The following is a 23,248-nucleotide window of genomic DNA, read 5'->3' on the forward strand; positions in this document are numbered from 1 at the left end:
GACCTTGAGGTCCCAGTACAAAAACATCGCCCGTGTGGTCAAGCCGCACGGAAGGAAGGGGGAGGTCCTCGCGCAGCCGCTGCGGGGGCTTCCTTCTGTATTAGAGCCGGGTATGCGCGTCGCCCTGACGCCGCCGGCGCTCAAGCGCGACCGCTTTTGCACGGTCGTGTCCGTCACCGATGCGGGCGATGGCGATCTGGTCTCGTTTGAGGGCATTGACGATTTGACGGCCGCCGAGGGCATCACGGGATGCTACGTGCTGGCAAGTCGTGACGATTTTGAGCTCGATTCGCTCGACGCTGCCTATACCGACCTGATGGGTCGCGAGGTGGTCGACGAGCGCTTCGGTTCGCTCGGCACGATCGTCGAGATCATGTCGACGCCCGCTAACGATGTTTGGGTTGTCGAGGGCGATCGGTACGGCGAGGTACTGATTCCCGTGATCGAGCAGGTTGTGCTCGATCTTCCCGACACAGGAACAATTTCCGTCCACGTTATGGATGGTCTGATCGATATGGACAAGTAGGGAGGACAACATGCTGATCGAGACCCTTTCGGTCTTTCCCGAGATGTTTGAGCCCGTCATGTCCACATCGATCCTGGGCCGCGCCCGCAAGGCCGGCCTTTTTGATTTTAAGGCGTATAACCTGCGCGACTGGACGCACGACCGCCATCGTACCGTCGATGACGAGCCGTACGGCGGCGGGCAGGGCATGCTCATGAAGGTCGAGCCTATCGCAGAGGCCATCGAGGCCATTAGTGCGGAGGGTCCCAAGCCGACGGTGGTGTTCTTCACCCCGTGCGGCGAGCCCTTTACGCAGCATGTGGCCGAGCGCCTGCTCAAAAGCGAGCGCCTGCTGTTTGTGTGCAGCCGTTACGAGGGCGTCGACGAGCGCGCGTATGCGTATGCCGACGAGCGCCTGTCGATCGGCGATTACGTGCTCACGGGCGGCGAGCTGCCCGCTATGGTCGTTGCCGACGCTGTCGTGCGCCTGATTCCCGGCGCCCTTGGTGACGAGATGAGCAACGTCGACGAGTCGTTCTCAACCGCCGAGGACGGAGGCCTGCTCGAGTACGCGCAGTACACCCGTCCTGCCGAGTTCAACGGCGAGGGCGTGCCGCCGGTGCTCGTGAGCGGCGATCACGCCAAGGTCGATGCCTGGCGTCGCAAGAACGCCATCGAGCGCACCTGCCGCTGGCGTCCCGACCTGATCGAGACTGCGCGGCTCACGCCCGAGGAGCGCGCTTACGCGCAGGAGATCCTTGACGCTTCGTATTCGCAGAGCGAGGAGTGAGTATGGTTCCTACGCAACATTCCGCGTTGAGGGGCGCTTTTGAGTGGATCGCGGTCATCGCGATCGCGCTTGTGGCCACCTTTCTGATCCGCACCTTTGTGGTCGAGCCCTTTGTGGTGCCCACCGGCTCTATGGAGGACACAATCGAGATTGGCGACCAGATCCTGGCGCAAAAGGTGAGCCTCGAGCTCGGTCAGCCCGTCAAGCAGGGCGATATCGTGGTGTTTCACAACCCCGATGGCACCTCTGAGCATGATGTTCTTGTCAAACGCGTTATTGCCACGGCCGGCCAGACGGTCGAACTGCAGGACGGCAAGGTGGTCGTTGACGGCCAAGCGCTCGACGAGGACTATACGGCGGGCATGAGCTGGCCGCTTTCGGTCCAAGCGCCCGGCGCCCAAGTGAGCTATCCCTACACCGTCCCCGACGGGTGTGTGTGGGTGATGGGCGACAACCGAGAGAACTCAGCCGACTCCCGCTATTTTGGGCCGGTCGACCGCTCCGATTTAATGGCCGTGGCACTCGTTCGCTACTGGCCGCTCAACCGCATCGGCGCTATCGACTAAAAACCGCTATAGTACAGTACCTAACCGTGTAATCGTTTCGACGAGGGGATATTAGAGGCATGAACGCTTCATCGCTTTCCTTCCAAGACATCATCCTGCGCCTCCAGCAGTACTGGGGCGAGCAGGGCTGCGTCATTATGCAGCCCTATGACTCCGAGGTCGGTGCCGGTACCTTCCATACCGCGACCACGCTGCGCTCGCTCGGTCCCGCCGAGTGGCGCACCTGCTATGCTCAACCTTGCCGCCGTCCCGCCGACGGCCGCTACGGCGAGAACCCTAACCGCATGCAGCACTACTATCAGTTCCAGGTGCTCATCAAGCCGTCGCCGGTCAACGCCCAGGAGCTCTACCTGGGTTCGCTGGCCGCCATTGGCCTGGACCCCAACGACCATGACGTCCGCTTTGTCGAGGACGACTGGGAGAGCCCGACCCTGGGCGCCTGGGGCCTTGGCTGGGAGGTCTGGCTCAACGGCATGGAGGTCACGCAGTTTACGTACTTCCAGCAGGTGGGCGGTATCGAGGTCGACCCCGTGCCCGTCGAGATTACCTATGGCCTGGAGCGTATCGCCATGTACGCCCAGGGCGTCAACTCGGTCTACGATCTGGTGTGGAGCTACCTGCCCGACGGCACGCCCATGACCTACGGCGACGTGTTCCTCGAGAACGAGCGCGAGTTCAGTGCCTATAACTTTGAGGTTGCCAACGTCGAGATGATGCGTCAGAAGTTTGACGACTACGAGGCCGAGTGCCATTCCTGCCTGGAGCGCAAGCTGCCGCTGCCCGCATACGACTGCGTCATGAAGTGCAGTCACGCCTTTAACCTGCTCGATGCCCGCGGCGCCCTGTCCGCGGTCGAGCGTGCCAACTACATCCTGCGCGTCCGCGCCGTCGCCAAGGCGTGCTGCGAGGCCTACATGGCCGAGGTCGCCGGAGTGAACGAGAATGCCGACCAGGAAGGCGAGGTGGCGTAAGCCATGGCAGACGCTAAGGATTTCCTGTTTGAGATCGGTACGGAGGAAATGCCCTCCGCGCCGCTGAACAATGCCGTCAAGCAGCTTGGCACCATGATCGCCAAGGGTTTAGACGATGCAGGCCTGGCCCACGGCGAGGTCCGCGTGATCTCGAGCCCGCGTCGCCTGGCTGCGCTCGTTGCCGACGTCGCCACCGCGACCGATGAGGTTCACGAGGTCAAGCGCGGTCCCGCGGCCAACATCGCCTTCGACGCCGATGGCAACGCCACCAAGGCCGCCCAGGGCTTTGCCCGCAAGTGTGGTGTGGCTGCCGAGGATCTGGTCTGTCGCGAGGACACCGACGGCCGCGAGTACGTCTTTGCCGAGAAGAATATTCCTTCCGCACCGGCTACGCCGATTCTGACCGCTCTGTGCGAGAAGACCATCGCCGGCCTGCAGTGGCCCAACTACCGCTCTCAGCGCTGGGGTCACGAGCACGCCACCTTCGTGCGCCCGGTCCGTTGGATCTGCTGCCTTCTGGGCGAGGACGTTGTGCCCGTGTCGTTTGCCGACGTGACGAGCGGCAATACCACGCGCGGCCATCGCGTGCTTGGCCCCGGTGACCACGTTGTCGCTAGCCCCGCCGCCTACGAGCAGGTGCTCGAGGACGCCGGCGTGCTCTCTGCCGAGCGCCGTCGCGAGGCGATTCTCGCCGGTATCGCCGAGGTCGAGGCTGCCCGTCCCGGCTGCCATGTCGATACGCCCAAGAAGGTCTTCGAGGAGGTTATCAACCTCTGCGAGTGGCCGACGGTGCTCGTCGGTACCTTCGATGAGGAGTTCCTCAAGGTCCCGCACGAGATCATCTGCGAGTCCATGCTCACCAACCAGCGCTACTTCCCGATCTATGACGGCGAGGGCAAGCTGACGCGTGAGTTCGTGGTCGTCTCCAACAGCAAGCCCGAGAATGCCGAGCGCGTGATCGACGGCAACGAGCGCGTCGTGCGCGCCCGTCTGGACGACGCCAAGTTCTTCTACGAGGAGGACCTGAAGATCTCCCTCGACGAGTTCCGTGAGCGTCTGGCCAAGGTTGCCTTCCAGGAGAAGCTCGGTAGCGTGCTCGCCAAGTCCGAGCGCATCGAGCAGCTCGCGCTCGCTATCGCCCGCGAGGCTCACCTGGGCGCCCATCTTGCCGCCGACGCTGCTCGCGCCGCACACCTGTGCAAGGCAGACCTGGTGTCCAACGCCGTCGTCGAGTTCACGAGCCAGCAGGGCGTGATGGGCGGTTATTACGCGACCGCGATGGGGGAGAACGACGAGGTCGCCCATGCTATTCGCGATCACTATCGTCCCCGTTTTGCCGGTGACGAGCTGCCCGAGGGCACCGCTGGCTGCATCGTGGCCTGCGCCGACAAGCTCGATACCATCTCCGGTATCTTTGCCATCGGCGAGCCCCCGACCGGCTCCTCCGACCCCTACGCGCTGCGTCGTGCCGCTATCGGCATTATCAACATCCTGCGCGACCGTCTGCCGATCGACCCCACGTCGCTCATCGACTTTGCCCTCGAACTCTACAGTGAGCAGGGCATTGAGTTCGACGCCGCCGAGGTCGCCCAGCAGGTTCGTGACTTCTTCCATGGCCGCCTGGTGAGCATGGCCCGCGACGAAAAGATTCCGGCCGATACCGTCGCCGCCGTTTCCGCGGTGCACATCATCGCCCCGTCCGTCTTCTTCGCCCGCTGCGCCGCCCTCGACGAGGCCCGCAAGAACGACGCTGAGACGTTCGACAACCTGGCGACCGCCTATGCCCGCGCCGCGCATATCTCCAAGCCCGAGCTGGGTGCGGAGTATGACCGCAGCCTGATGGGCGAGGTCGAGCTTGCGCTCGCCGACGCCTCCGAGGCTGCTCAGACCGCCGTCGATGCCGCCCTTGCTGCCGAGGACTACCCGGCCGCATTTGCCGCCCTCGCCGCCCTGCGCGCGCCCATCGACCGTTTCTTCGATGAGGTCATGGTCATGGACAAGGACGAGCAGCTTCGCGATAATCGCCTTAAGCTGCTCAACCGCTTCGAGGCCGTTTTCTCCGGCATCGCCAACATCGGTGAGCTTGCCCGCAAAAAGTAAGCTAGCCTGCGCATAAGCGCAAAAGGAGCCCCGCATGGATTGCCCGGTCACCGCTCGTCCCACCGTTATCGTTATCTCCGACTCGCTCGGTGATACCGCTTGTGAGGTGGTGCTTGCGGCGTCCGGGCAATTTGATGAAGGGGCTTTTCACGTTTTGCGCCTGCCAAAGGTGGCCTCCGTGGAGCAGGTCAAGTCATTTGTGGGGCCGCGCGTCGATGCCGACCATCGCGATATCGCCGTGTTCCATACCATCGTCGACCCGGCCCTTCGTGCTCGCGTGCTCGACTACTTGGGCATGCTGCACATTCGCTCGGTCGACCTGATCGGTCCGACGCTCGCCGTGCTGTCTTCGCTCGTCGGCGTGCCGCCCAAGGGTGTGGCGGGCGTGATTCACAAGACCGACGATCGGTATTTCCATCGTATCGAGGCCATGGAGTATTTCGTTGAGCACGATGACGGTCGTGGTTGCGACGATCTGTCGGGTGCCGATATCGTGCTGCTGGGTGTGTCGCGTACATCCAAGACGCCGCTGTCGATGTATTTAGCCTATCAGGGCTACAAGGTCGCCAATGTTCCGTTGGCCCATGGCATGGAGCCGCCCAAGTCGATTTACGAGGTTGACCCGATGCACCTGTTCGGCCTGATTTCGACCGTCGACGTTATTTCTGAGATTCGCGATAGCCGCTTGGGCGATGACTACGCCCGTGCCGTTGCCGGCTCCTATGCCGAGCCCGAGAGCGTGCGCAGCGAGCTTGAGGAAGCCCGTGCACTCATGAAGCGCTTAGGCTGCTTTGTTGTGCGTACCGACGGTAAGGCGATCGAGGAGAGCGCCTCCGAGATCATTAGTCACTTGGAGGAAATCCAAGAAGCCCGTGCCCGCCGCGCCGCCCGCCGAGCCCAGCAAAGCTAGCTTATTGGGGTAGCTAAAAATGCCCGTCTCTAAAAGACTACCTAAAAATAATGCACGATATTGGTAAAGCGATTTAGCAATAAACTAGCATTTGACCTGCAAGCATCTTGCATTGGTATCTTCATAAGGTAACCACCTTTACCTACCGTTTACCGCCATATTTATCACGTTTACCAACCCCCGCGCCCTCTGCGCAAGCCCGCTCAATGCCCGCCGTATAGTACCCTCACGGCCCGCATCCGGCGGGTCGATTCGTTACCACGGTCGTGCGCGTAAGCGCATGGAAGGGGAAGTATCGTGAGCGATTGCAAGAGGGTTTACCGTTTTGGAACCGACGCCCAGGGCACCTGTGTCACTGAGGGCGACAAATCCATGAACTTCGTGCTTGGCGGCAAAGGCGCAAACCTTGCCGAGATGAGCCGCATCGGTCTGCCGGTTCCCGGTGGCTTTACCATTACCTGCCAGACCTGTGTCGAGTACTCCGGTGCCGGCAACGTCTGGCCCGAAGGCGCACTCGATGAGATCGTTGCCGCCGAGGCGGACCTCGAGGCCCGTTGCGGCAAGAAACTCGGCGATGCCTCCGATCCGCTGCTCGTGTCGGTTCGCTCGGGCGCTCCGTTCTCCATGCCCGGCATGATGGACACGGTCCTCAACCTGGGCCTCAACGACGATTCCTTCCAGGGCCTTATCGCCCAGACGCAGAACCCGCGCTTTGCCTGGGACAGCTACCGTCGCTTTATCCAGATGTTCTCCAACGTCGTCATGGGCGTCGACGCCGACCTATTCGAGAACGCCCTGACCCAGGCCCGCCTGGTCGCCGGCGTTCGTGTCGATTCCGAGCTTTCGGCCGAGGACCTGCAGGAGCTCGTCGAGACCTTTAAGGGCATCTTCTCCGAGAACGTCGAGGCGACCCTGTATCCCGAGCTCGAGGTCGCTGACGGTAAGCCCGTTTTTCCGCACGATCCGGAGCTCCAGCTGCGCCTTGCCATCCAGGCCGTCTTTGGCAGCTGGATGAACGAGCGCGCCTGCATCTACCGCAAGCAGCACGGCATTTCCGACGAGCTCGGCACCGCCGTCAACGTCCAGGCCATGGCCTTTGGCAACAAGGGCGAGACCTCTGCGACCGGCGTCGCCTTTACGCGCAACCCGGCCGACGGCACCAAGGAGTTCTATGGCGACTTTTTGGTGAATGCCCAGGGCGAGGACGTCGTCGCCGGCATCCGAAACACCGAGCCCATCGCCGACCTCAAGACCACCTCGGGCCTCGAGTCCGCAGGCGAGGAGCTCGAGCGCGTGTTCCTGACGCTCGAGGATCATTACCGCGATATGTGCGATATCGAGTTCACCATCGAGCAGGGTAAGCTCTGGATGCTCCAGACCCGCGTGGGCAAGCGCACCGCCACCGCCGCCCTGCGCATCGCCATCGAGATGGTCGAGGAGGGCCTCATCACCCGCGAGGAGGCCGTGAGCCGCATCGACCCCGCACAGCTCGACCAGCTCCTGCACCCGCAGTTCGACGCCTCCAAGAAGTACGAGGCCCTGGCCAGCGGCCTTAACGCCAGCCCTGGTGCCGCCGTGGGCGAGGTCGTGTTCTCGAGTGATGACGCCGTCGCGCGTTCCGCCGAGGGCCACAAGGTCATTCTGGTCCGCTGGGAGACCAACCCCGACGACCTGAAGGGCATGGTCGCCGCCGAGGGCATCCTGACCAGCCATGGCGGCAAGACGAGCCATGCCGCCGTTATCGCCCGCGGCATGGGTACGCCCTGCGTCTGCGGTGTCGAGCGCTTCCATATCGACGCCGCCGAGAAGGTCGTGCACATCGAGGGCAGCGACCGCGTGCTGTGCGAGGGTGATGTCATCTCCATCGACGGTACCCTGGGCGTCGTCGTCGACGGCGCCGTCGACCTGGTTTCGGCCGAGCTCACCGGCGACCTGGACACCATCCTGTCCTGGGCCGACGAGATTCGCTTGGACGAGACCTGCGGCCACGCCAACCACGTGCGCGTCAACGCCGACAACCCCGAGGATGCTGCACTCGCGCTCGAGTTTGGCGCCGAGGCCATCGGCCTGTGCCGCACCGAGCATATGTTCCTGGGCGACCGCAAGAACATCATCCAGAGCTTTATCCTGTCCGATGACGAGGCCGTAAAGCAGCAGGCCCTGGCCGACCTGCTCAAGGTTCAGACCGAGGACTTCCTGGCGATGTTCAAGACCATGTCCGGTCGCGATGTGGTCGTCCGCCTGCTCGATCCGCCGCTTCATGAGTTCTTGGATAATCCTCGAGAGCTCGAGGTCGCCATCACCAAGAAGGAAGCCGCTGGCGCCAGCGAGGAAGAGCTTGCCGTCCTACGCGCCCGCCTGCGTCGCATTGACGGCATGGTCGAGTCCAACCCCATGCTGGGCTTGCGCGGCGTGCGCCTGTCCGTCGTCTTTGGCGATCTGCCGCTCATGCAGGTCCGCGCTGTGGCCACGGCTGCTGCCCGCCTTATCAAGGATGGTGTCGACCCGCGCCCCGAGATCATGGTTCCGCTCGTTTCCATCACGGCTGAGCATCTCCAGACCCGCGAGGTCATCGAGCGCGTGATCGCAGAGGTTTCCGCTGAGGAGGGCGTCGAGCTCAACATTCCCGTGGGCACGATGCTCGAGCTGCCGCGCGCCTGTATGGTCGCCGACGAGATCGCCCGTCATGCCGACTTCTTCTGCTTTGGCACCAACGACCTCACGCAGACGACCTTCGGCTTCTCTCGTGACGATGCCGAGGCCAAGTTCATCCCGCTGTACATGCACAAGAAGATCCTGAAGGACAATCCCTTCGAGACTATCGACACGGCGGTGCTGGAGCTCGTGCGCTTGGCCGTCGAGAAGGGCCGCGCCACCAATCCCGACATGCACTTTGGCGTGTGCGGCGAGCACGGCGGCGACCCCAAGTCCATCAAGGGCCTGTTTAACGTGGCCGACGTGGACTACGTGTCCTGCTCGCCCTATCGCGTGCCCCTCGCGCGCCTGGCTGCCGCTCAGGCCAAGCTCGAGGCCAAGCGCAGCGCCTAGCCCCCTGCGCATCGACGCCTAGCGTAGCGCCCCTTCATACCGCCCGTCGCATTCGTGAGGCGGGCGGTTATCATGTGCGGGTTTTGTCTTTTTGTCTGCGTAAAAAATTGTTCTTGCAGCAGAAACCCGCGCGTGTATACTCGAATACGTTTGTTCAACTACGTGCCGGCCAGGGTGGTACGGCACCTCTAGAAGAGTAAGGAATTGCACATGGATTACATCCGCGCAATCGAGCGTCAGCAGATCCGCGAGGACATTCCTCAGGTTCGCGTCGCCGACAACGTCAAGGTTCACTACCGCATTAAGGAAGGCGACCGCGAGCGCATCCAGGTCTTCCAGGGCGACGTCATCCGCATGGCCGGCGCCGGTGCCCGCGAGACCTTCACCGTCCGCAAGATGTCCTTCGGTGTCGGTGTTGAGCGTACCTTCCCGCTTCACAGCCCCAAGATCGCCAAGCTCGAGGTCGTCCGTCATGGTCGCGTCCGTCGCGCCAAGCTGTACTACCTCCGCGACAAGGTGGGCAAGGCTGCTCGCATCCCCGAGAAGCGCTAAGAAGATCGCAGCGTCTGTCCACTCGTTTGGACACAAGGGTCACCTTCGGGTGGCCCTTCTTTTTATCTGATTTGTATGCAAGGAGGGCCTGGTATGGCCAACATGACGAGCTCGGTTTCGGCATCGCAGGTTGCCGGTGAGTTGGCGAGCGCTACGTTTGAGGAGATTCCCGCCCTCGTGGAGCATTATCGCGAGGACCCGCGCCAGCAGGTGATCAAGGCTTGTGAACGCGCCCTCAAACGCCATGACAAAGAGCTTGCCGAGCGCGAGCGCGTCAATGACATGTACGAGCTTATGCATGAGCTTGGCGGCGATGGGGTGGTCGTTGGTGTCGACGAGGTAGGTCGCGGATCGGTGGCCGGCCCTTTGACGGTATGCGCCGTCTGTCTTCCTATGGAGCCGCGCGTCTGGGGTATCAACGATTCCAAAAAGCTCACGCCCGCGCGCCGCGAGTTGCTCTCGGTGAAGATTGCCGAGGTGGCGACGGCAATCGGTTTTTGCCATATCGCGCCGAAGGATATCGATGAAATGGGCATGGCCCGCGCCATTCGAGCCGCTGTCGCGGGCGCCGTGGCCGATACGGGGCTCGAGCCCGACTGCGTCCTCATGGATGGCAACCCCTTGGGCGCCGTTCCCAACGAGCGCGATGTGGTGAAGGGCGATGCCAAAATCGCCTGCATCGCCGCAGCGTCCATCATGGCCAAGGTCACGCGTGACGAGATGATGGTCGAGTACGACGCCGAGTATCCCGAGTACCATCTGGCCGAGTCGAAGGGCTATGCAAGCCCCGAGCATATCGAGGCCATTCGCAAACATGGACTTTGTCCACTGCACCGCGTGAGCTTTTGCGGAAACTTTCTGCAGACTGAGCGCCTTTTCTAGGTCAATTGTGGAGACAGGGACCTCAGGGGTTTTATAAACCTGCTGGTAGCGGGCCGTATGCAACACCATTGCTGCGTACGGCCCGTTTTTTGACGGCATTTGGTCAGCTTTTGGTTTGCTTCCGGTACTTACCCGCATGAAAGGTGCCCTCATCATCGGGGCAATACAGCGTGCGGGAAAGGAGACCCCATGAGTGCCGCAAGCAAAAAGAGCAAGACGCAGCAGCTCAAGGAGCGTTGGGAAAACGGCGAGCTCGACTGCGGGGTGATGACGCCCGAGTTTATCAAGGGACTCAGTCCCCGCGAGCTGGGCATGCTGGGCGAGCTGATCACCATCGACTACTTTAACGAGCGCGGCTACACCTTGCTGGAGCAGGGTTATCGTTGCACCGAGGGCGAGGCCGATCTGGTGCTGCTCGATGAGCTCGACGATGTCGTGGTGATGGCCGAGGTCAAGACCAGACGCGTTGCACTGGATTGCAGCACGCGGGTCTTTCCCGAGGAGGCAGTGGACGCCCAAAAGCAACGCCGCTACCGCCGCATCGCAAGTTGCTATCTCATGGAGCATTATCCGCTCAAGGCGATTCGCTTCGATGCCGTGGGTGTCACCATTCGTGGCGGGCATATCGCTGAGATCGAGCATCAGTACAACGCGTTCGATTGGCAGGTGTCGTGATGGCGTTCGAGACGTTTGCCGTTCACGCGGCTTGCATCCGTGGCGTCGAGGCGATTCACGTCACGGTCGAGGTCTCGCTTGCCGGTGGTGTTCCGGGCATCCAAATGCTCGGCATTCCGAGTATGGAGGTGATGGAGTCACGCGGTCGTATTCGCTGCGCGATGCGCTCCGCCGGGTTCGAGATCCCACGCTCGGGCATTACGGTCAATCTGGCGCCCGGCGATATTCGCAAGACCGGTAGCGGCTTTGATCTGCCCATCGCCATCGCGGTTCTGGCGGCCGATGGGCAGATTCCCCGTGACAACCTCGATCGCTGCCTTATCGCCGGCGAGCTCGGCTTGGACGGTACGGTGCTTCCCGTCAAGGGCGAGGTGGCGTTTCAGCTGCTGGCTCGCGACATGGGGCTGTCTTTTATCGCCGGCAGGTCAGACCAGCATGTGCCACTCGCGGGCGTTGATTGCGGCTTTATCGATCATCTGTCTCAGCTTGCTCGCGGCATGGGCGATGCCGTGCGTCATTATCTGGATTCCGAGGGTGTTGAGGCGACCTTTGAGCCCGAGCTCGACTATGCCGATGTGCTGGGGCAGGAAGTCGCCAAGCGCGGCATGGCGCTTGCGGCCGCCGGCGAGCTCGGTTTGCTTATGATCGGGTCCCCGGGATCGGGCAAGACGATGCTCGCCCGTCGTATGACCGGCATCCTGCCCGAGCTTTCCGTTGAGGACCAGCAGGAGGCGCTGTGCATCCATTCGGTCTTGGGTGAGAACATCGATGGCTTGTTGGCGGGGCACCGGCCCTTCCGCAGTCCCCACCACAGTATTTCGACCGCAGGCCTTATCGGCGGCGGGCGCCCGGTGCACCCGGGTGAGATCAGCCTTGCTCATGGCGGCGTGCTCTTTTTGGACGAGCTTGCCGAGTTTCCCACGGGTGTGTTGCAGACGCTGCGTCAGCCCATCGAGCGCGGCTATGTGAGGATCGTGCGCGTCGACGGGGCCTTTACCTTCCCGTCGCGCTTTCAGCTGCTGGCTGCGAGTAATCCCTGCCCCTGCGGCTTTTTGGGCGACCGTGAGGTGCCATGCCGCTGTTCGGCATCGATGGTCGAGCGCTATCGGTCTAAACTGCGCGGTCCTTTGGCCGACCGTATCGACATGATGATCGATGTGACCCGTCCCGACCCTCAGGTGATTATCGAGGGCGCGGAGGGTATGTCGTCAGCTGAGTTACGTGACTACGTTGTGCGCGGTCGCGCTTTTCGCGCTTGGCGCGAATCCCGTATGGACGATGCGGATGCCGAGGCCGAGGATGACGAGACACGGTCCATTGACGGCGTCGTTTCGACCTTTGAGCTCGATGATGCGGCGGAGAAGTGTGTGCTCGGCCTGTCGAAGCGCACGCATCTCACGGGCCGCGGCATCGTGCGCCTGGTTCGCATTGCGCGCACGATCGCAGATGTCGCCGAGAGCGAGCAAGTGACGCAGGACCACGTGCTCGAGGCGGCGATGTACCAGGGAAGGAGGGACCAATGATGGCCGAGGGGACCTTCGAGCTGCATCCAGGTGACACGTTGTATCCCGAGACCGTTTTGGAGCTTTCTGATGTGCCCCAGACACTCTATGTGCGCGGCAACCCCGAGGTGCTTTCGACGCCCGCGCTCTCCATCATCGGCGCGCGTAAGGCCTCGCCGTATGGTCTTGCCGTGGCAGAGCTTGCGGCAAAGGTGGCGGTCGAGGCGGGAGTGACGGTAGTTTCGGGTGGCGCGGTCGGTTGTGACCAGGCCTCGGGTTGGGCTGCGGTCAACGCCGGCGGCAAACACGTCGTGGTGCTGGGGACGGGCGCCGACGTGGTCTACCCGCGTTCGAGCGCGGGGCTTATTATGCGCACGCTCGATACGGGTGGCGCGGTCGTGTCGATCTCTCCGTGGGGCATGGGTCCGCGCAAGTTTGCCTTTCCGCGCCGCAATCGCGTGATCGCGGCCCTGTCGCAAGCCCTCTTTGTATCCGAGGCGGGTATGCCTTCCGGGACGTTTTCTACAGCCGAGGCTGCTATGGATTTGGGGCGAGAACTTCTTGCCGTGCCGGGGTCGATCCTATCGCCCGAGTCGCGTGGCACGAATTACCTCATTGTGAACGGTGCCTGCTGCATCATCGACGAGGAATCTATCGAGATAGCTATCTCACGCATCTACGGCACCCTGCGCTACTCGCGCCCCGATGCTCCCGGCATTGCCGACCTGGATCCAACGCAGCAGACCGTGATGCATGCGCTCATCGCCTCTCCGCTCAAAGTCGACGACATCGCGGCGCTCGTCTCGCTCGATGCCGTCGGCGTACTTAAACTCCTGGGTTCGCTTGAGCTCGAGGGCCTTATCGAGCGCATGATGGATGGAAGGTATGCGCCCTCCAAGTTTGCTCTTCACGCCCAGACACCCTTCGGTCACAATGGAAAACATGTCAATTAGAAAGGTGTTTGCAGATGCTGTTTGATCAGGTGACGGTTATCGGTGGCGGTCTGGCGGGTTCGGAGTGCGCGATTCAGCTGGCAGACCGTGGTTTTGCCGTAAAGCTGTGCGAGATGCGCCCCCAGGTGAGCTCCCCGGCTCACCATACCGATCACTTGGCAGAGCTCGTCTGCTCCAATTCGTTTAAGTCGACCCGTCCGGATTCCGCGGCTGGTTTGCTGAAGGCCGAGCTTGAGCGCATGGGTTCAGTCCTGCTCGATTGCGCCCATCGCGCGGCTGTTCCCGCCGGCGGTGCCCTGGCGGTCGACCGCGTCAAGTTTTCCGAGCTTGTCGAGGCCGAGGTTGCCGCCCGTCCCAATATCGAGGTCGTGCACGGCGAGGTCACGCAGATTCCCGAGGGCCACGTGGTCATTGCCGCGGGCCCGCTGTGTTCACCGGCGCTGAGCGAAGAGGTCATGAAGCTCGTCGGTGGCGACGCCCTTGCGTTCTTCGATGCCGCGGCGCCGATCGTCGATGCCTCCACGCTCGATATGGACGTGCTGTTTTCGCAGTCGCGCTACGAGGAGCAGGGGAGCGGCGACTATCTCAACGCTCCGCTCAACAAGGAGGAGTACGAGGCCTTTATCGAGGCGCTTACCACGGCCGACCGCGTGGTGCTCAAAGACTTTGAGGGCGGCGATCTGTTTCAGGCCTGCCAGCCTGCCGAGGAAGTTGCGCGCACCGGCAAGGACGCCATTCGCTTTGGCGCCATGAAGCCCGTCGGCCTCACCGACCCGCGTACCGGACGTCGCCCTTGGGCGGCGATTCAGCTGCGTGCCGAGAACAAGGAGAAGACCGCCTATAACCTGGTGGGCTTCCAGACCAACCTGACCTTTGGCGAGCAGAAGCGCGTCTTCCATATGGTGCCGGGCCTGGAGAACGCTGAGTTCTTCCGCTACGGTGTCATGCACCGTAATACCTTTGTCGACGCCCCGCACGTGCTCGATGGCACCTTTGCCGTGCCCGGCACCGGCGTGCGCCTGGCCGGTCAGATCACCGGCACCGAGGGGTACATGGAAGCCGTGGCGACGGGTCTGCTCGCGGCGCTCAACACCTATGCCGAGGCTATCGGGGCCGCGGGCGTCGAGCTGCCGCGTGTGGGCGCCCTGGGTGCGCTCGTGGGCTATGCGACCGATCCTGCCACCGTGGGCTATCAGCCTATGCATGTCAACTTTGGCCTGGTGCCGCCACTCGAGGATGGTAAGCGCCGCAGCAAGCGCGACCGCTACCAGGCCTATGCGGACCGTGCGCTCGAGGCCCTTGATGCCTATCTGGCCACTCGCCCCGATTTGTTTGGAGGCGACCGGTCATAGCCTTTGACCTGTACGACACCGTCGACTCGTTTATCGCCTATATCTCACGTGTCGAGGGACTTTCTCCCAACACGGTGACGGCCTATGGCTCGAGGCTGGAGCGTTTTGCTGCCTGGTGCGAGCGTGAGGATATAGATGCTTTCGCTGCCGACGTGCGCACCATTCGTCGCTATCTTGCCGAACTTTCGCGTGAGCAGGTGGCTCCCCGAACGCTTGCGGCACACCTGTCTGCCATTCGCTCGCTCTATCGGTGGATGGCTGCCGAGGGGGTCGTGGAGGGCGATGTGGTCTCGGCAATTTCCTCGCCCAAGCTCCCGCGCGATCTACCCGGTGTGCTGACGACCCAACAGGTGGAGGCGCTGCTCAAGACGCCTGATACCTCAACACCCGCGGGACTGCGCGATGCGGCGATGCTCGAGCTGCTCTATGCCTCGGGCGCCCGTATCTCTGAGCTCGCAGCACTCAATGTGGAGTCCATTGTGTGGTCCGAACGCACGCTGCGCCTGTGGGGCAAGGGGAGCAAAGAACGTATCGTCCCTCTGTATCGTCGCGCGCTCGAGGCGACGCGTCTCTATATTGAGGAGGGGCGGCCGGAGTTGCTCGCTCAGGCAAAGCGCCGTGACCCCACTACCGGGCCGCATCCGCTGCTTATATCGGCGCGCGGTAATCGCATGAGTGCCGCCATGCTCAGGCGGCGGTTCCATACTCTGGCGACACTCGCCGGCATTCCGGCCGACATCGCCCCGCATGCGATGCGCCATACCTTTGCGACCGACTTGCTCGAGGGCGGTGCGGACCTGCGCTCGGTTCAAGAGCTGCTGGGTCATGCGAGCCTGTCCACGACGCAGATCTACACGCACCTCACGCCCGATCGGCTCAAACGTGCCGTGGCTCAAGCCCATCCCCGAGGCGAATAGTGGCTGGGACGTCCCGCGCCGCACTCAGGTGTGTGGTTTTGATTGCGGGTTGGCACGAAGATGCATTCCTGCTATCATTCATCGGGTTGCTTCACGGCAACATGTTTTTATCACGCACGCGCGGCTACTTCATACCGTGGTGCCCGGGCTTTGGTAGCACATGTCCGGGTTGGTTTTGGAGGATGACCCCGCGCGGAGGCAAACCACAGGAGGTTTAACATGGCTACCAAGATTAATATCCGCACCCTGCTCGAGGCCGGCTGCCACTTCGGTCACCAGACCCGTCGCTGGAACCCCAAGATGAAGCCGTTCATCTTCGGTGAGCGCAACGGCATCTACATCCTCGACCTCAAGCAGACCATCCTCGACGCCGACCAGGCCTACACCTTCGTCAAGAACGTCGCCAAGGGTGGCAACGTGCTGTTCGTCGGCACCAAGAAGCAGGCTCAGGAGGCCGTCAAGAACGCTGCTGAGCGCGCTAATATGCCCTACATCAACCAGCGTTGGCTCGGCGGTATGCTGACCAACTTCGTCACCATCCGCTCCCGCATCAACCGCATGGAGGAGCTCGAGGCCATGGTCGAGGACGGCCGCATGGCAGTGCTCCCCAAGAAGGAGCAGGCTGTGCTCGGCAAGGAGCTCACCAAGCTCCAGACCAACCTCGGTGGCGCCCGCGACATGAAGGGTCTGCCCCAGGCTCTCTTCGTCATCGACACTAAGCGCGAGGAGAACGCCATCAAGGAGGCTCAGCGCCTGAACATCCCCGTCGTCGCTCTGATCGACACCAACTCCGATCCCGACGAGGTCGAGTACGGCATCCCCTGCAACGATGACGCTATCTCCGCTGTCACCCTTATGTGCGAGCTCATGGCTGACGCCTGCCTCGCTGGCTCCGGTAAGGAGCAGGTCTCCGAGGCCGAGATGGCCGCTGAGCCCAAGGCCGAGTAAATCAGTCTTAGTTAATTCTTTTTCATCTCTTTGAAAGGAACCACAATGGCCCAGATTACCGCCGCTATGGTCAAGCAGCTCCGCGAGATGACCGACTCCCCGATGATGGAGTGCAAGAAGGCTCTCGTCGAGGCTGACGGCGACATGGACGCCGCTGTCGACGTTCTGCGTAAGAACGGCCTTGCCAAGGCTGCCAAGAAGGCTGGCCGTGAGACCAACGAGGGCGCTGTCGCCGCGTTCGTCTCCGAGGATGGCAAGACCGGCGCTCTGCTCGAGCTCTCCTGCGAGACCGACTTCGTTGGCTCCAACGCCAAGTTCACCGGCTTTGCTTCTAAGGTCGCTGAGGTTGTCGCTACCACCGAGCCTGCTGACGTCGACGCTCTGCTCGAGAAGCCGATGGGCGAGGAGACCGTTTCCTCCGAGCTCACCGAGATGATTCACATCATGGGCGAGAACATGAAGATCTCCCGCTTCGCTGCCCGCAAGGCCGAGAACGGCGCGCTCGCTTCTTACATCCACATGGGTGGTAAGATCGGCGTCCTCGTCGAGTTCGCCTTCGAGAAGGCCGAGACCGCTCAGGCTGAGTCCTTCAAGACCTTCGCTCACGACGTTGCCCTTCAGGTTGCCGCCGTCGCCCCGATCTGCGCTACCCGCGATCAGGTTCCGGCCGAGACCGTCGAGCGCGAGAAGCAGATCTACATGGCCCAGGCTGCCGAGTCCGGCAAGCCCGAGGCTATCCAGGAGAAGATGGCTGTTGGCCGTCTGGAGAAGTTCTACAAGCAGTCCGTGCTCACCGAGCAGGAGTTCATCAAGGACAGCTCCCTCACCATCAAGAAGTACGCTGAGCAGGTCTCCAAGGAGCTCGGCGACACCATTACCGTCGTTGCCTTTGACCGTCTGGTCCGTGGCGAGTAAATAAGCTCTTGTAGCTGGTAATGAGCAGGCTGTGGGTTTTACTCACAGCCTGCTTTTTCATGGCTCTTATCAGAGCCTTTGATATCATATTGAGAGTCTAATTAAAGGAGGATCGCTTTGTCCGACATCCGATATAAACGAGTGCTTCTTAAGCTTTCCGGCGAAGCGCTGATGGGCGACGGCCAATATGGCATCGACCCCAAGGTTACCGATCATCTTGCCAAGCAGGTCAAGGAGCTGCTCGCCGTTGGCCATGAGGTCGGCGTCGTTGTCGGCGGCGGCAATATTTTCCGCGGCATGGCAGGCGCTGCCGGTGGCATGGAGCGTGCTCAGGCCGACTACATGGGCATGCTCGCGACCGTTATGAACGCGCTCGCCCTGCAGGATGCTTTCGAGCATAACGACGTTCCCTGCCGTGTGATGAGCGCTATCCAGATGAACGAGATCTGCGAGCCCTATATTCGCCGTCGCGCCATCAACCACCTTTCCAAGGGCAACGTCGTTATTTTTGCCGCCGGTTCGGGCAATCCGTACTTTACGACCGACACCGCCGCGGCTCTTCGTGCGTGCGAGATCGGCGCCGAGATTCTGATTAAAGCCACCAAGGTTGACGGCATCTACGACAAGGATCCCGTCAAGTGCGCCGATGCCGTCCGTTTTGACAAGATTACCTATCACGAGGTTCTCGTTCGCGGTCTGCAGGTTATGGATTCCACAGCTACGGCCCTGTGCCAGGATAACCGTATGCCTATTTTGGTCCTCAACATCGATGGCGAGGACACCGTCAAGCGCGCGCTCGCGGGTGAGCCCGTCGGCACGCTCGTCTATCAGGAGGATTAAGCATGGCAGAGAATATCACCGCCCATATGGACAAGTCGCTCGAGTCCCTCAAGCATAACTTCTCCAAGGTCCGTACCGGTCGTGCCAACGCCAACATTCTGTCCGACATCACCGTCGATTATTACGGTGTCCCCACGCCGGTCACGCAGGTTGCCGCCGTCAAGACCCCCGAGGCTCACATGCTGCTCATCGAGCCGTGGGATAAGGCGCTCATCAATGCTATCGTCAAGGCCATCGGCGCTTCCGATCTGGGTATTACCCCCAACTCCGATGGCACCGTCGTTCGTCTTCCGTTCCCGGCTCCCACTGAGGAGCGCCGTCGCGAGCTCGTCAAGGAGTGCCGCGAGTACGCCGAGCAGGCCAAGGTGTCTATCCGTAACATCCGTCGCGACTTCAACAATAAGCTCGAGCGCGATGAGGAGCTCACCGAGGACGATGTCCGTCGCGAGCAGGCCAAGGTCCAGAAGCACACCGATGAGTATGTCGCCAAGGTCGAGGAGCTTCTGAAGGAAAAAGAAGCCGAGGTCATGGAGATCTAAGGTGCAATACGACGAGCATAAACTGGTCGAGTACTTTGCCGACGCCCCTGCGGGCGTCGGTTTTTCCGACCTTGACCTCAATAACATTCCGCACCATATCTCGTGCATCATGGACGGCAACGGTCGTTGGGCCACGTCGCGCGGTCTTGCACGCACCGAGGGTCATAAGGCAGGTATCCTCTCGCTGCGCGAGATCATTACCGCCTGCGTGCGCCTGGGCGTCGACGTGCTTTCTGCCTATGCGTTTTCTACCGAAAACTGGAACCGTCCGCAGCATGAGGTCAACGTCTTGATGCATCTGTTTGCCAAGACGTTTATCGACGAGCTGCCGCTTCTGAAGCGCGAAAATGTGCGTGTTGTCTTTTTGGGCGACATTTCCGCGCTGCCCAAGAAGACCCGCGACGTTTTTGAACGCGGTCTTGCCGAGTGCGCCGATCACACCGGTATGACGCTGGCGCTTGCCGTCAACTACGGCGCGCGTGCCGAGATTACCCGCGCTGTCCGTCAGATTGCACTCGACGCTGCCGCCGGTAAGATCGATCCTGCCGCAATTGATGACGACATGGTGGCTTCCCACCTCTATACTGCCGGCCTTCCCGATCCTGAGCTTGTGATTCGCACCTCTGGTGAGCTGCGCCTTTCGAACTATCTGCTGTGGCAGGTGGCTTATTCTGAATTCTACGTCACCGATACCTATTGGCCCGACTTTGATCGTTGGGGCCTTGTCGACGCCATTTTGGCCTATCAGGGCCGTGACCGTAGGTTTGGTGGACTGAGCAAGACCGAGGAGGCTTAATCGTGTCCGATCGTCCCAAGGCATCTGCTCCCAAGACGCCTGCGCGCAAAGCTGCCACTGCGGGAGCGCCTGCAGCGAAGAGCGGCACCGGTTCGTGGCTGGCGGGCTTTATTACCCGTGCCGCCGCCGGTATCGTCTACGCCGTTGTCTTTATCCTGTGCCTGGTTTTGGGTATCGTGCCCACGGCCATCTTTGTTTCCGTCATGAGCGGTCTGTGCTGCTATGAGTTTTTCCGTATGACAAGGCTCGATGGCAAGATGGCTAACGAGCGCATGGGTATCGCTGCCGCCGTACTCTTTCCGCTGTCGGCGTTGGGCGATTCGATGTTGCTGAATGCCCTGCTTTTTGCCTTGATGCTCGCTGTGGGCATTTGGTATGTCTGGTCGCCGCGTACCCGCATCTCTGATGTGGCCGTGACGCTCATGGGTCCCATCTACACTGGCTTTATGCTGTCGGCTATCGTGCTGCTGCGCGATGCCGTGCCCGGTTTTGCCGGCGCCCTCCTTTCAGTGGGCGTTTGCGCGTCCCTTTGGGTCTCCGATTCGTTTGCCTACATCGTGGGCAGCCGTATCGGCAAGCACAAGATGGTTCCCAAGATCTCTCCCAAAAAGAGCTGGGAGGGGTTTGCCGGCGGCATCTTGGGCTCGGTTTTGATTTGGCTCATCCTGTGGGCGACGCACTTCTACAAGCTCAGCCTGCCCTATGCGCTGCTGTGCGGCGTGGTCGTGTCCATTCTGGGCGTTATCGGCGACCTTATCGAGTCGCGCATCAAGCGCGGTGTGGGCGTCAAAGATTCCGGCAACCTTATCCCGGGCCACGGCGGAATGCTCGATCGTAGCGATTCGCTTATCTTCGGCTGCATCACCGCGCAGCTGTTGCTGATGATCGGAGGCGTGCTGTAATGTCCTTCCAGACGACGTATGGCCCCGATGGACGCCTTCGCGTTGCCATCCTGGGCTGTACAGGCTCTATTGGCACCCAGGCGCTCGATGTGTGCCGCCAGCATGCCGATCGCCTGCAGGTGACGGCGCTGTCCGTTAACTCCAGTACCTCCGAGCTCGTTGCCGCTGCCCGCGAGTTCTCGGTTCCGGCGGTTGCCGTGGCCGATGTCGATCATGGCGATGACGCCGTGCTGCAGGAGTTGCCCGAGGGAACGAAGCTCGGCGTTGGCGCGCAGGCGGTTTGCGAGCTCGCGCGTCGCGACGATGTCGACTGCGTGCTTGTCGCTATTGTGGGCGCCGCCGGTCTCGAGGCGAGCCATGCGGCCTTGACCTCGAATAAGCGCCTTGCCCTTGCCAACAAGGAGTCCCTCGTCGTCGGTGGCGACTTGCTTATGCCGTTGGCGCAACCGGGCCAGCTTATTCCAGTCGACTCTGAGCACTCCGCCATTTACCAGTGCTATCTGGGGGAGAACCCGCGCGAGGCTCATTGTATTTGGCTCACCTGCTCGGGCGGTCCGTTCTTTGGCTGCACGCGCGACGAGCTCGATCGCGTGACGCGTGTCGATGCCCTCGCGCATCCCACGTGGGCCATGGGTGCCAAGATCACCATTGACTCCGCCACCCTCATGAACAAGGGCCTGGAGCGCATTGAGGCCATGCATCTGTTTAACTGCGACCTCGATTTCATTAACGTGGTCGTGCAGCGTCAGTCCAAGATTCACTCTATGGTCGAGTTCGCCGACGGCTCCGTGATGGCGCATCTCGGTGCATCCGACATGCGTATTCCCATCCAGTTCGCGTTCTCGTATCCCGAGCGTTGGGATACTCCGGCGCCTCGTATCGATTTCCGCGAGCTGGGGCAGCTCACGTTTGATGCTGCCGACATGGATACCTTCCGCTGTCTGGCACTGGCCGAGCGTGCCGGCAAGACGGGTGGCACCATGCCGTGCGTGCTCAATGCCGCCAACGAGGTCGCCGTCGATGCCTTCCTGCACGATGGCTGCAGCTTTACCGATATCGATCGCATTGTGGAATCCTGCATGGACGCCCACGATATGCAGGTGGTCGATTCGTTTGAGCAGCTTCGCGACATCGATGCGTGGGCGCGTGAAAAGGCTGCGCAGGTGCTCGCCGCAACCCGTTCCTAACCCATAAGGATTGCATTTTCGTTTTATGGATACTGTTCTGAGCGTTCTCTCATCGGTCTTTTGGGGCCTGCTGATGCTTTCCGTCCTCGTGTTTTTGCACGAGGGCGGCCACTTTTTGGCGGCGCGTGCCTGCGGCGTCCGTGTGACCGAGTTCTTTTTGGGTCTGCCGTGCCGCTTTGACATCCATTACACGTCGCGTCGCATTGGAACCAAGTTTGGCGTGACCCCGCTGCTGCTGGGTGGTTACGCTGCCATCTGCGGTATGGATCCGACCGATGTTTCGTGCGCCGACCGCGTGCTCGCGGCTATCTATCGTCATGGTCGCGTGACCGTGGCCGACCTTGCTGTCGAGCTCGAGCTTTCCGAGGAGGATGTGCTCGAGGCATGCGCCCTTTTGCTGGGCTGGGGCTCCATCGCGCCCTGGTATGAGGAAGGGGAGAAGCCCTCGCCGAGCTACTATCCCACCAAATATCAGACGTTGCCGCGAGACAAGGCAGGCTATACCACCTTTGATGGTCGCCGTTTCGATCGCGAACATGCGACTGCCGAGGGCGATGTGTGGGAGCTGCCGTGCGGCGAGGCCGAGTTCCTTGCGCGCGAGCGCTCGCACACCTATTTGGGCCAGGGCTTTGTCAAGCGTGCCTTTATGCTGCTTGCGGGCATTATCGTCAATATCCTGACGGGTTTTTTGCTCCTTATGAGCATCTATTCCATCGCAGGTGTCACCGTGCCGGTGGATACCAATGTGATTGGCCAGGTTGACGAAGGCTCGATTGCCGCCTCGGCGGGAATCGAGGGCGGCGACGCGATTCTTTCGGTCGACGGTGTATCGTGCTCTACCTGGATGGACGTTTACGATGCCATCGGCAAGGCTGCCGGTAAGGACGATATCGCCATTGAGTACGAGCGTGACGGCAAGCAGCATTCGACCACGGTTGCGCTCAAAGAGGACGATCGCCTAGGTGTGTATGCCTCTACGCAGGTGGTCCGTTTAGACCCCATCACGTCGGCTCGTCTGTCGTTCTCCTATGTTGTGCAGACAGCGGAGGGCGTGATGCGCCTGCTCCAGCCGCAGCATACGATGGAGATTCTCGATCAGTCCTCTTCGATCGTGGGTATTAGCGTTATGTCCTCACAGGCTGCTGCTGCCGGCCCTGCCACGTTCCTTTCGTTTGCCGCCCTCATTTCATTCTCGCTTGGCTTTATGAACCTGCTGCCCATCCCGCCACTCGATGGCGGCAAGCTAGTCATCGAGATCATTCAAAAGATTGCGGGCCGCGAGCTTCCGCTCAAGGTCCAGACGATTGTGAGCTATGTGGGCATCGCGCTCTTTGCGCTGCTGTTTGTCTATATGCTTCGTTCCGACATCCTTCGATTTATTCTGTAGGGGAGTGTTTG

General features: G+C 61.4%; 22 protein-coding genes. All 22 read left to right on the forward strand.

Annotated features, from left to right (window positions below; all coding sequences use genetic code 11):
- Positions 1-4: 4 nt before the first annotated feature.
- The 22 genes from rimM to DW037_RS03005 all read left to right on the forward strand — a co-directional run bounded on the left by rimM (position 5) and on the right by DW037_RS03005 (position 23,237).
- Positions 5-526, forward strand: coding sequence for a ribosome maturation factor RimM (gene rimM, locus DW037_RS02900; RefSeq protein WP_117629163.1), 522 nt, complete (start codon positions 5-7; stop codon positions 524-526).
- A 10-nt stretch (positions 527-536) separates the two neighbouring features.
- On the forward strand, positions 537-1,295 hold the full coding sequence (gene trmD / locus DW037_RS02905) for a tRNA (guanosine(37)-N1)-methyltransferase TrmD (RefSeq protein ID WP_055285126.1): 759 nt from the start codon (positions 537-539) through the stop codon (positions 1,293-1,295).
- Between the two features lie 2 nt (positions 1,296-1,297).
- A complete protein-coding gene (gene lepB / locus DW037_RS02910; RefSeq protein WP_117629164.1) occupies positions 1,298-1,861 on the forward strand; it encodes a signal peptidase I in 564 nt (187 codons plus the stop codon).
- Between the two features lie 59 nt (positions 1,862-1,920).
- Positions 1,921-2,832, forward strand: a complete 912-nt coding sequence (locus tag DW037_RS02915) for a glycine--tRNA ligase subunit alpha (protein WP_006236091.1) — start codon at positions 1,921-1,923, stop codon at positions 2,830-2,832.
- Positions 2,833-2,835: 3 nt separating this feature from the next.
- Positions 2,836-4,932 carry a glycine--tRNA ligase subunit beta gene (gene glyS, locus DW037_RS02920; RefSeq protein ID WP_117629165.1) on the forward strand — a complete coding sequence of 699 codons (2,097 nt, stop codon included), beginning with the start codon at positions 2,836-2,838 and terminating at the stop codon, positions 4,930-4,932.
- Between the two features lie 34 nt (positions 4,933-4,966).
- Positions 4,967-5,842 carry a pyruvate, water dikinase regulatory protein gene (locus tag DW037_RS02925; RefSeq protein ID WP_117629166.1) on the forward strand — a complete coding sequence of 292 codons (876 nt, stop codon included), beginning with the start codon at positions 4,967-4,969 and terminating at the stop codon, positions 5,840-5,842.
- A gap of 297 nt (positions 5,843-6,139) precedes the next feature.
- Positions 6,140-8,890, forward strand: a complete 2,751-nt coding sequence (ppdK, locus tag DW037_RS02930) for a pyruvate, phosphate dikinase (RefSeq protein WP_118372805.1) — start codon at positions 6,140-6,142, stop codon at positions 8,888-8,890.
- 210 nt (positions 8,891-9,100) lie between these two features.
- Entirely contained in the window at positions 9,101-9,442 is a 342-nt protein-coding gene (gene rplS, locus DW037_RS02935; protein WP_006236098.1) for a 50S ribosomal protein L19, read from the forward strand.
- A 93-nt stretch (positions 9,443-9,535) separates the two neighbouring features.
- A complete protein-coding gene (locus DW037_RS02940) occupies positions 9,536-10,324 on the forward strand; it encodes a ribonuclease HII (protein ID WP_117629168.1) in 789 nt (262 codons plus the stop codon).
- Between the two features lie 189 nt (positions 10,325-10,513).
- Complete coding sequence (locus DW037_RS02945; RefSeq protein ID WP_117629169.1) at positions 10,514-10,999, forward strand: YraN family protein; 486 nt, start codon at positions 10,514-10,516, stop codon at positions 10,997-10,999.
- Positions 10,999-12,522, forward strand: coding sequence for a YifB family Mg chelatase-like AAA ATPase (locus DW037_RS02950; protein WP_117629170.1), 1,524 nt, complete (start codon positions 10,999-11,001; stop codon positions 12,520-12,522). The genes DW037_RS02945 and DW037_RS02950 overlap by 1 nt, the downstream gene beginning before the upstream one ends.
- Complete coding sequence (locus tag DW037_RS02955; RefSeq protein WP_369831445.1) at positions 12,519-13,454, forward strand: DNA-processing protein DprA; 936 nt, start codon at positions 12,519-12,521, stop codon at positions 13,452-13,454. The genes DW037_RS02950 and DW037_RS02955 overlap by 4 nt, the downstream gene beginning before the upstream one ends.
- 14 nt (positions 13,455-13,468) lie before the next feature.
- Positions 13,469-14,806, forward strand: a complete 1,338-nt coding sequence (gene trmFO / locus DW037_RS02960) for a methylenetetrahydrofolate--tRNA-(uracil(54)-C(5))-methyltransferase (FADH(2)-oxidizing) TrmFO (RefSeq protein ID WP_118372806.1) — start codon at positions 13,469-13,471, stop codon at positions 14,804-14,806.
- Between the two features lie 8 nt (positions 14,807-14,814).
- Complete coding sequence (locus DW037_RS02965) at positions 14,815-15,723, forward strand: tyrosine recombinase (RefSeq protein WP_369831526.1); 909 nt, start codon at positions 14,815-14,817, stop codon at positions 15,721-15,723.
- Between the two features lie 219 nt (positions 15,724-15,942).
- Positions 15,943-16,671 (forward strand): 30S ribosomal protein S2, encoded by a 729-nt coding sequence (gene rpsB / locus DW037_RS02970; RefSeq protein WP_006236109.1) that lies wholly within the window; start codon positions 15,943-15,945, stop codon positions 16,669-16,671.
- A gap of 45 nt (positions 16,672-16,716) precedes the next feature.
- Positions 16,717-17,586 carry a translation elongation factor Ts gene (gene tsf / locus DW037_RS02975; RefSeq protein WP_118372807.1) on the forward strand — a complete coding sequence of 290 codons (870 nt, stop codon included), beginning with the start codon at positions 16,717-16,719 and terminating at the stop codon, positions 17,584-17,586.
- A gap of 117 nt (positions 17,587-17,703) precedes the next feature.
- A complete protein-coding gene (gene pyrH / locus DW037_RS02980; protein ID WP_040359955.1) occupies positions 17,704-18,426 on the forward strand; it encodes a UMP kinase in 723 nt (240 codons plus the stop codon).
- 2 nt (positions 18,427-18,428) lie between these two features.
- Positions 18,429-18,965, forward strand: a complete 537-nt coding sequence (gene frr / locus DW037_RS02985) for a ribosome recycling factor (protein WP_006236112.1) — start codon at positions 18,429-18,431, stop codon at positions 18,963-18,965.
- 1 nt (position 18,966) lies between these two features.
- Positions 18,967-19,761 (forward strand): isoprenyl transferase, encoded by a 795-nt coding sequence (locus tag DW037_RS02990; protein WP_089573403.1) that lies wholly within the window; start codon positions 18,967-18,969, stop codon positions 19,759-19,761.
- A 2-nt stretch (positions 19,762-19,763) separates the two neighbouring features.
- Positions 19,764-20,663 carry a phosphatidate cytidylyltransferase gene (locus DW037_RS02995; protein ID WP_233539903.1) on the forward strand — a complete coding sequence of 300 codons (900 nt, stop codon included), beginning with the start codon at positions 19,764-19,766 and terminating at the stop codon, positions 20,661-20,663.
- Complete coding sequence (gene dxr / locus DW037_RS03000; protein WP_117800138.1) at positions 20,663-21,850, forward strand: 1-deoxy-D-xylulose-5-phosphate reductoisomerase; 1,188 nt, start codon at positions 20,663-20,665, stop codon at positions 21,848-21,850. Before DW037_RS02995 ends, dxr begins: the two co-directional genes overlap by 1 nt.
- A 25-nt stretch (positions 21,851-21,875) precedes the next feature.
- Positions 21,876-23,237 (forward strand): RIP metalloprotease, encoded by a 1,362-nt coding sequence (locus DW037_RS03005; protein WP_117800137.1) that lies wholly within the window; start codon positions 21,876-21,878, stop codon positions 23,235-23,237.
- Positions 23,238-23,248: the final 11 nt, after the last annotated feature.

It is taken from the genome of Collinsella sp. AF39-11AT (genome assembly GCF_003474585.1).
GTDB lineage: Bacteria > Actinomycetota > Coriobacteriia > Coriobacteriales > Coriobacteriaceae > Collinsella.

Excerpts from the sequence above, each read along its gene's own strand:
- trmD (WP_055285126.1), top strand. The coding sequence starts at position 537 with ATGCTGATCGAGACCCTTTCGGTCTTTCCCGAGATGTTTGAGCCCGTC.
- lepB (WP_117629164.1), top strand. The coding sequence starts at position 1,298 with ATGGTTCCTACGCAACATTCCGCGTTGAGGGGCGCTTTTGAGTGGATC.
- DW037_RS02915 (WP_006236091.1), top strand. The coding sequence starts at position 1,921 with ATGAACGCTTCATCGCTTTCCTTCCAAGACATCATCCTGCGCCTCCAG.
- glyS (WP_117629165.1), top strand. The coding sequence starts at position 2,836 with ATGGCAGACGCTAAGGATTTCCTGTTTGAGATCGGTACGGAGGAAATG.
- DW037_RS02925 (WP_117629166.1), top strand. The coding sequence starts at position 4,967 with ATGGATTGCCCGGTCACCGCTCGTCCCACCGTTATCGTTATCTCCGAC.
- rplS (WP_006236098.1), top strand. The coding sequence starts at position 9,101 with ATGGATTACATCCGCGCAATCGAGCGTCAGCAGATCCGCGAGGACATT.
- DW037_RS02940 (WP_117629168.1), top strand. The coding sequence starts at position 9,536 with ATGGCCAACATGACGAGCTCGGTTTCGGCATCGCAGGTTGCCGGTGAG.
- DW037_RS02945 (WP_117629169.1), top strand. The coding sequence starts at position 10,514 with ATGAGTGCCGCAAGCAAAAAGAGCAAGACGCAGCAGCTCAAGGAGCGT.
- DW037_RS02950 (WP_117629170.1), top strand. The coding sequence starts at position 10,999 with ATGGCGTTCGAGACGTTTGCCGTTCACGCGGCTTGCATCCGTGGCGTC.
- DW037_RS02955 (WP_369831445.1), top strand. The coding sequence starts at position 12,519 with ATGATGGCCGAGGGGACCTTCGAGCTGCATCCAGGTGACACGTTGTAT.
- trmFO (WP_118372806.1), top strand. The coding sequence starts at position 13,469 with ATGCTGTTTGATCAGGTGACGGTTATCGGTGGCGGTCTGGCGGGTTCG.
- rpsB (WP_006236109.1), top strand. The coding sequence starts at position 15,943 with ATGGCTACCAAGATTAATATCCGCACCCTGCTCGAGGCCGGCTGCCAC.
- tsf (WP_118372807.1), top strand. The coding sequence starts at position 16,717 with ATGGCCCAGATTACCGCCGCTATGGTCAAGCAGCTCCGCGAGATGACC.
- frr (WP_006236112.1), top strand. The coding sequence starts at position 18,429 with ATGGCAGAGAATATCACCGCCCATATGGACAAGTCGCTCGAGTCCCTC.
- dxr (WP_117800138.1), top strand. The coding sequence starts at position 20,663 with ATGTCCTTCCAGACGACGTATGGCCCCGATGGACGCCTTCGCGTTGCC.
- DW037_RS03005 (WP_117800137.1), top strand. The coding sequence starts at position 21,876 with ATGGATACTGTTCTGAGCGTTCTCTCATCGGTCTTTTGGGGCCTGCTG.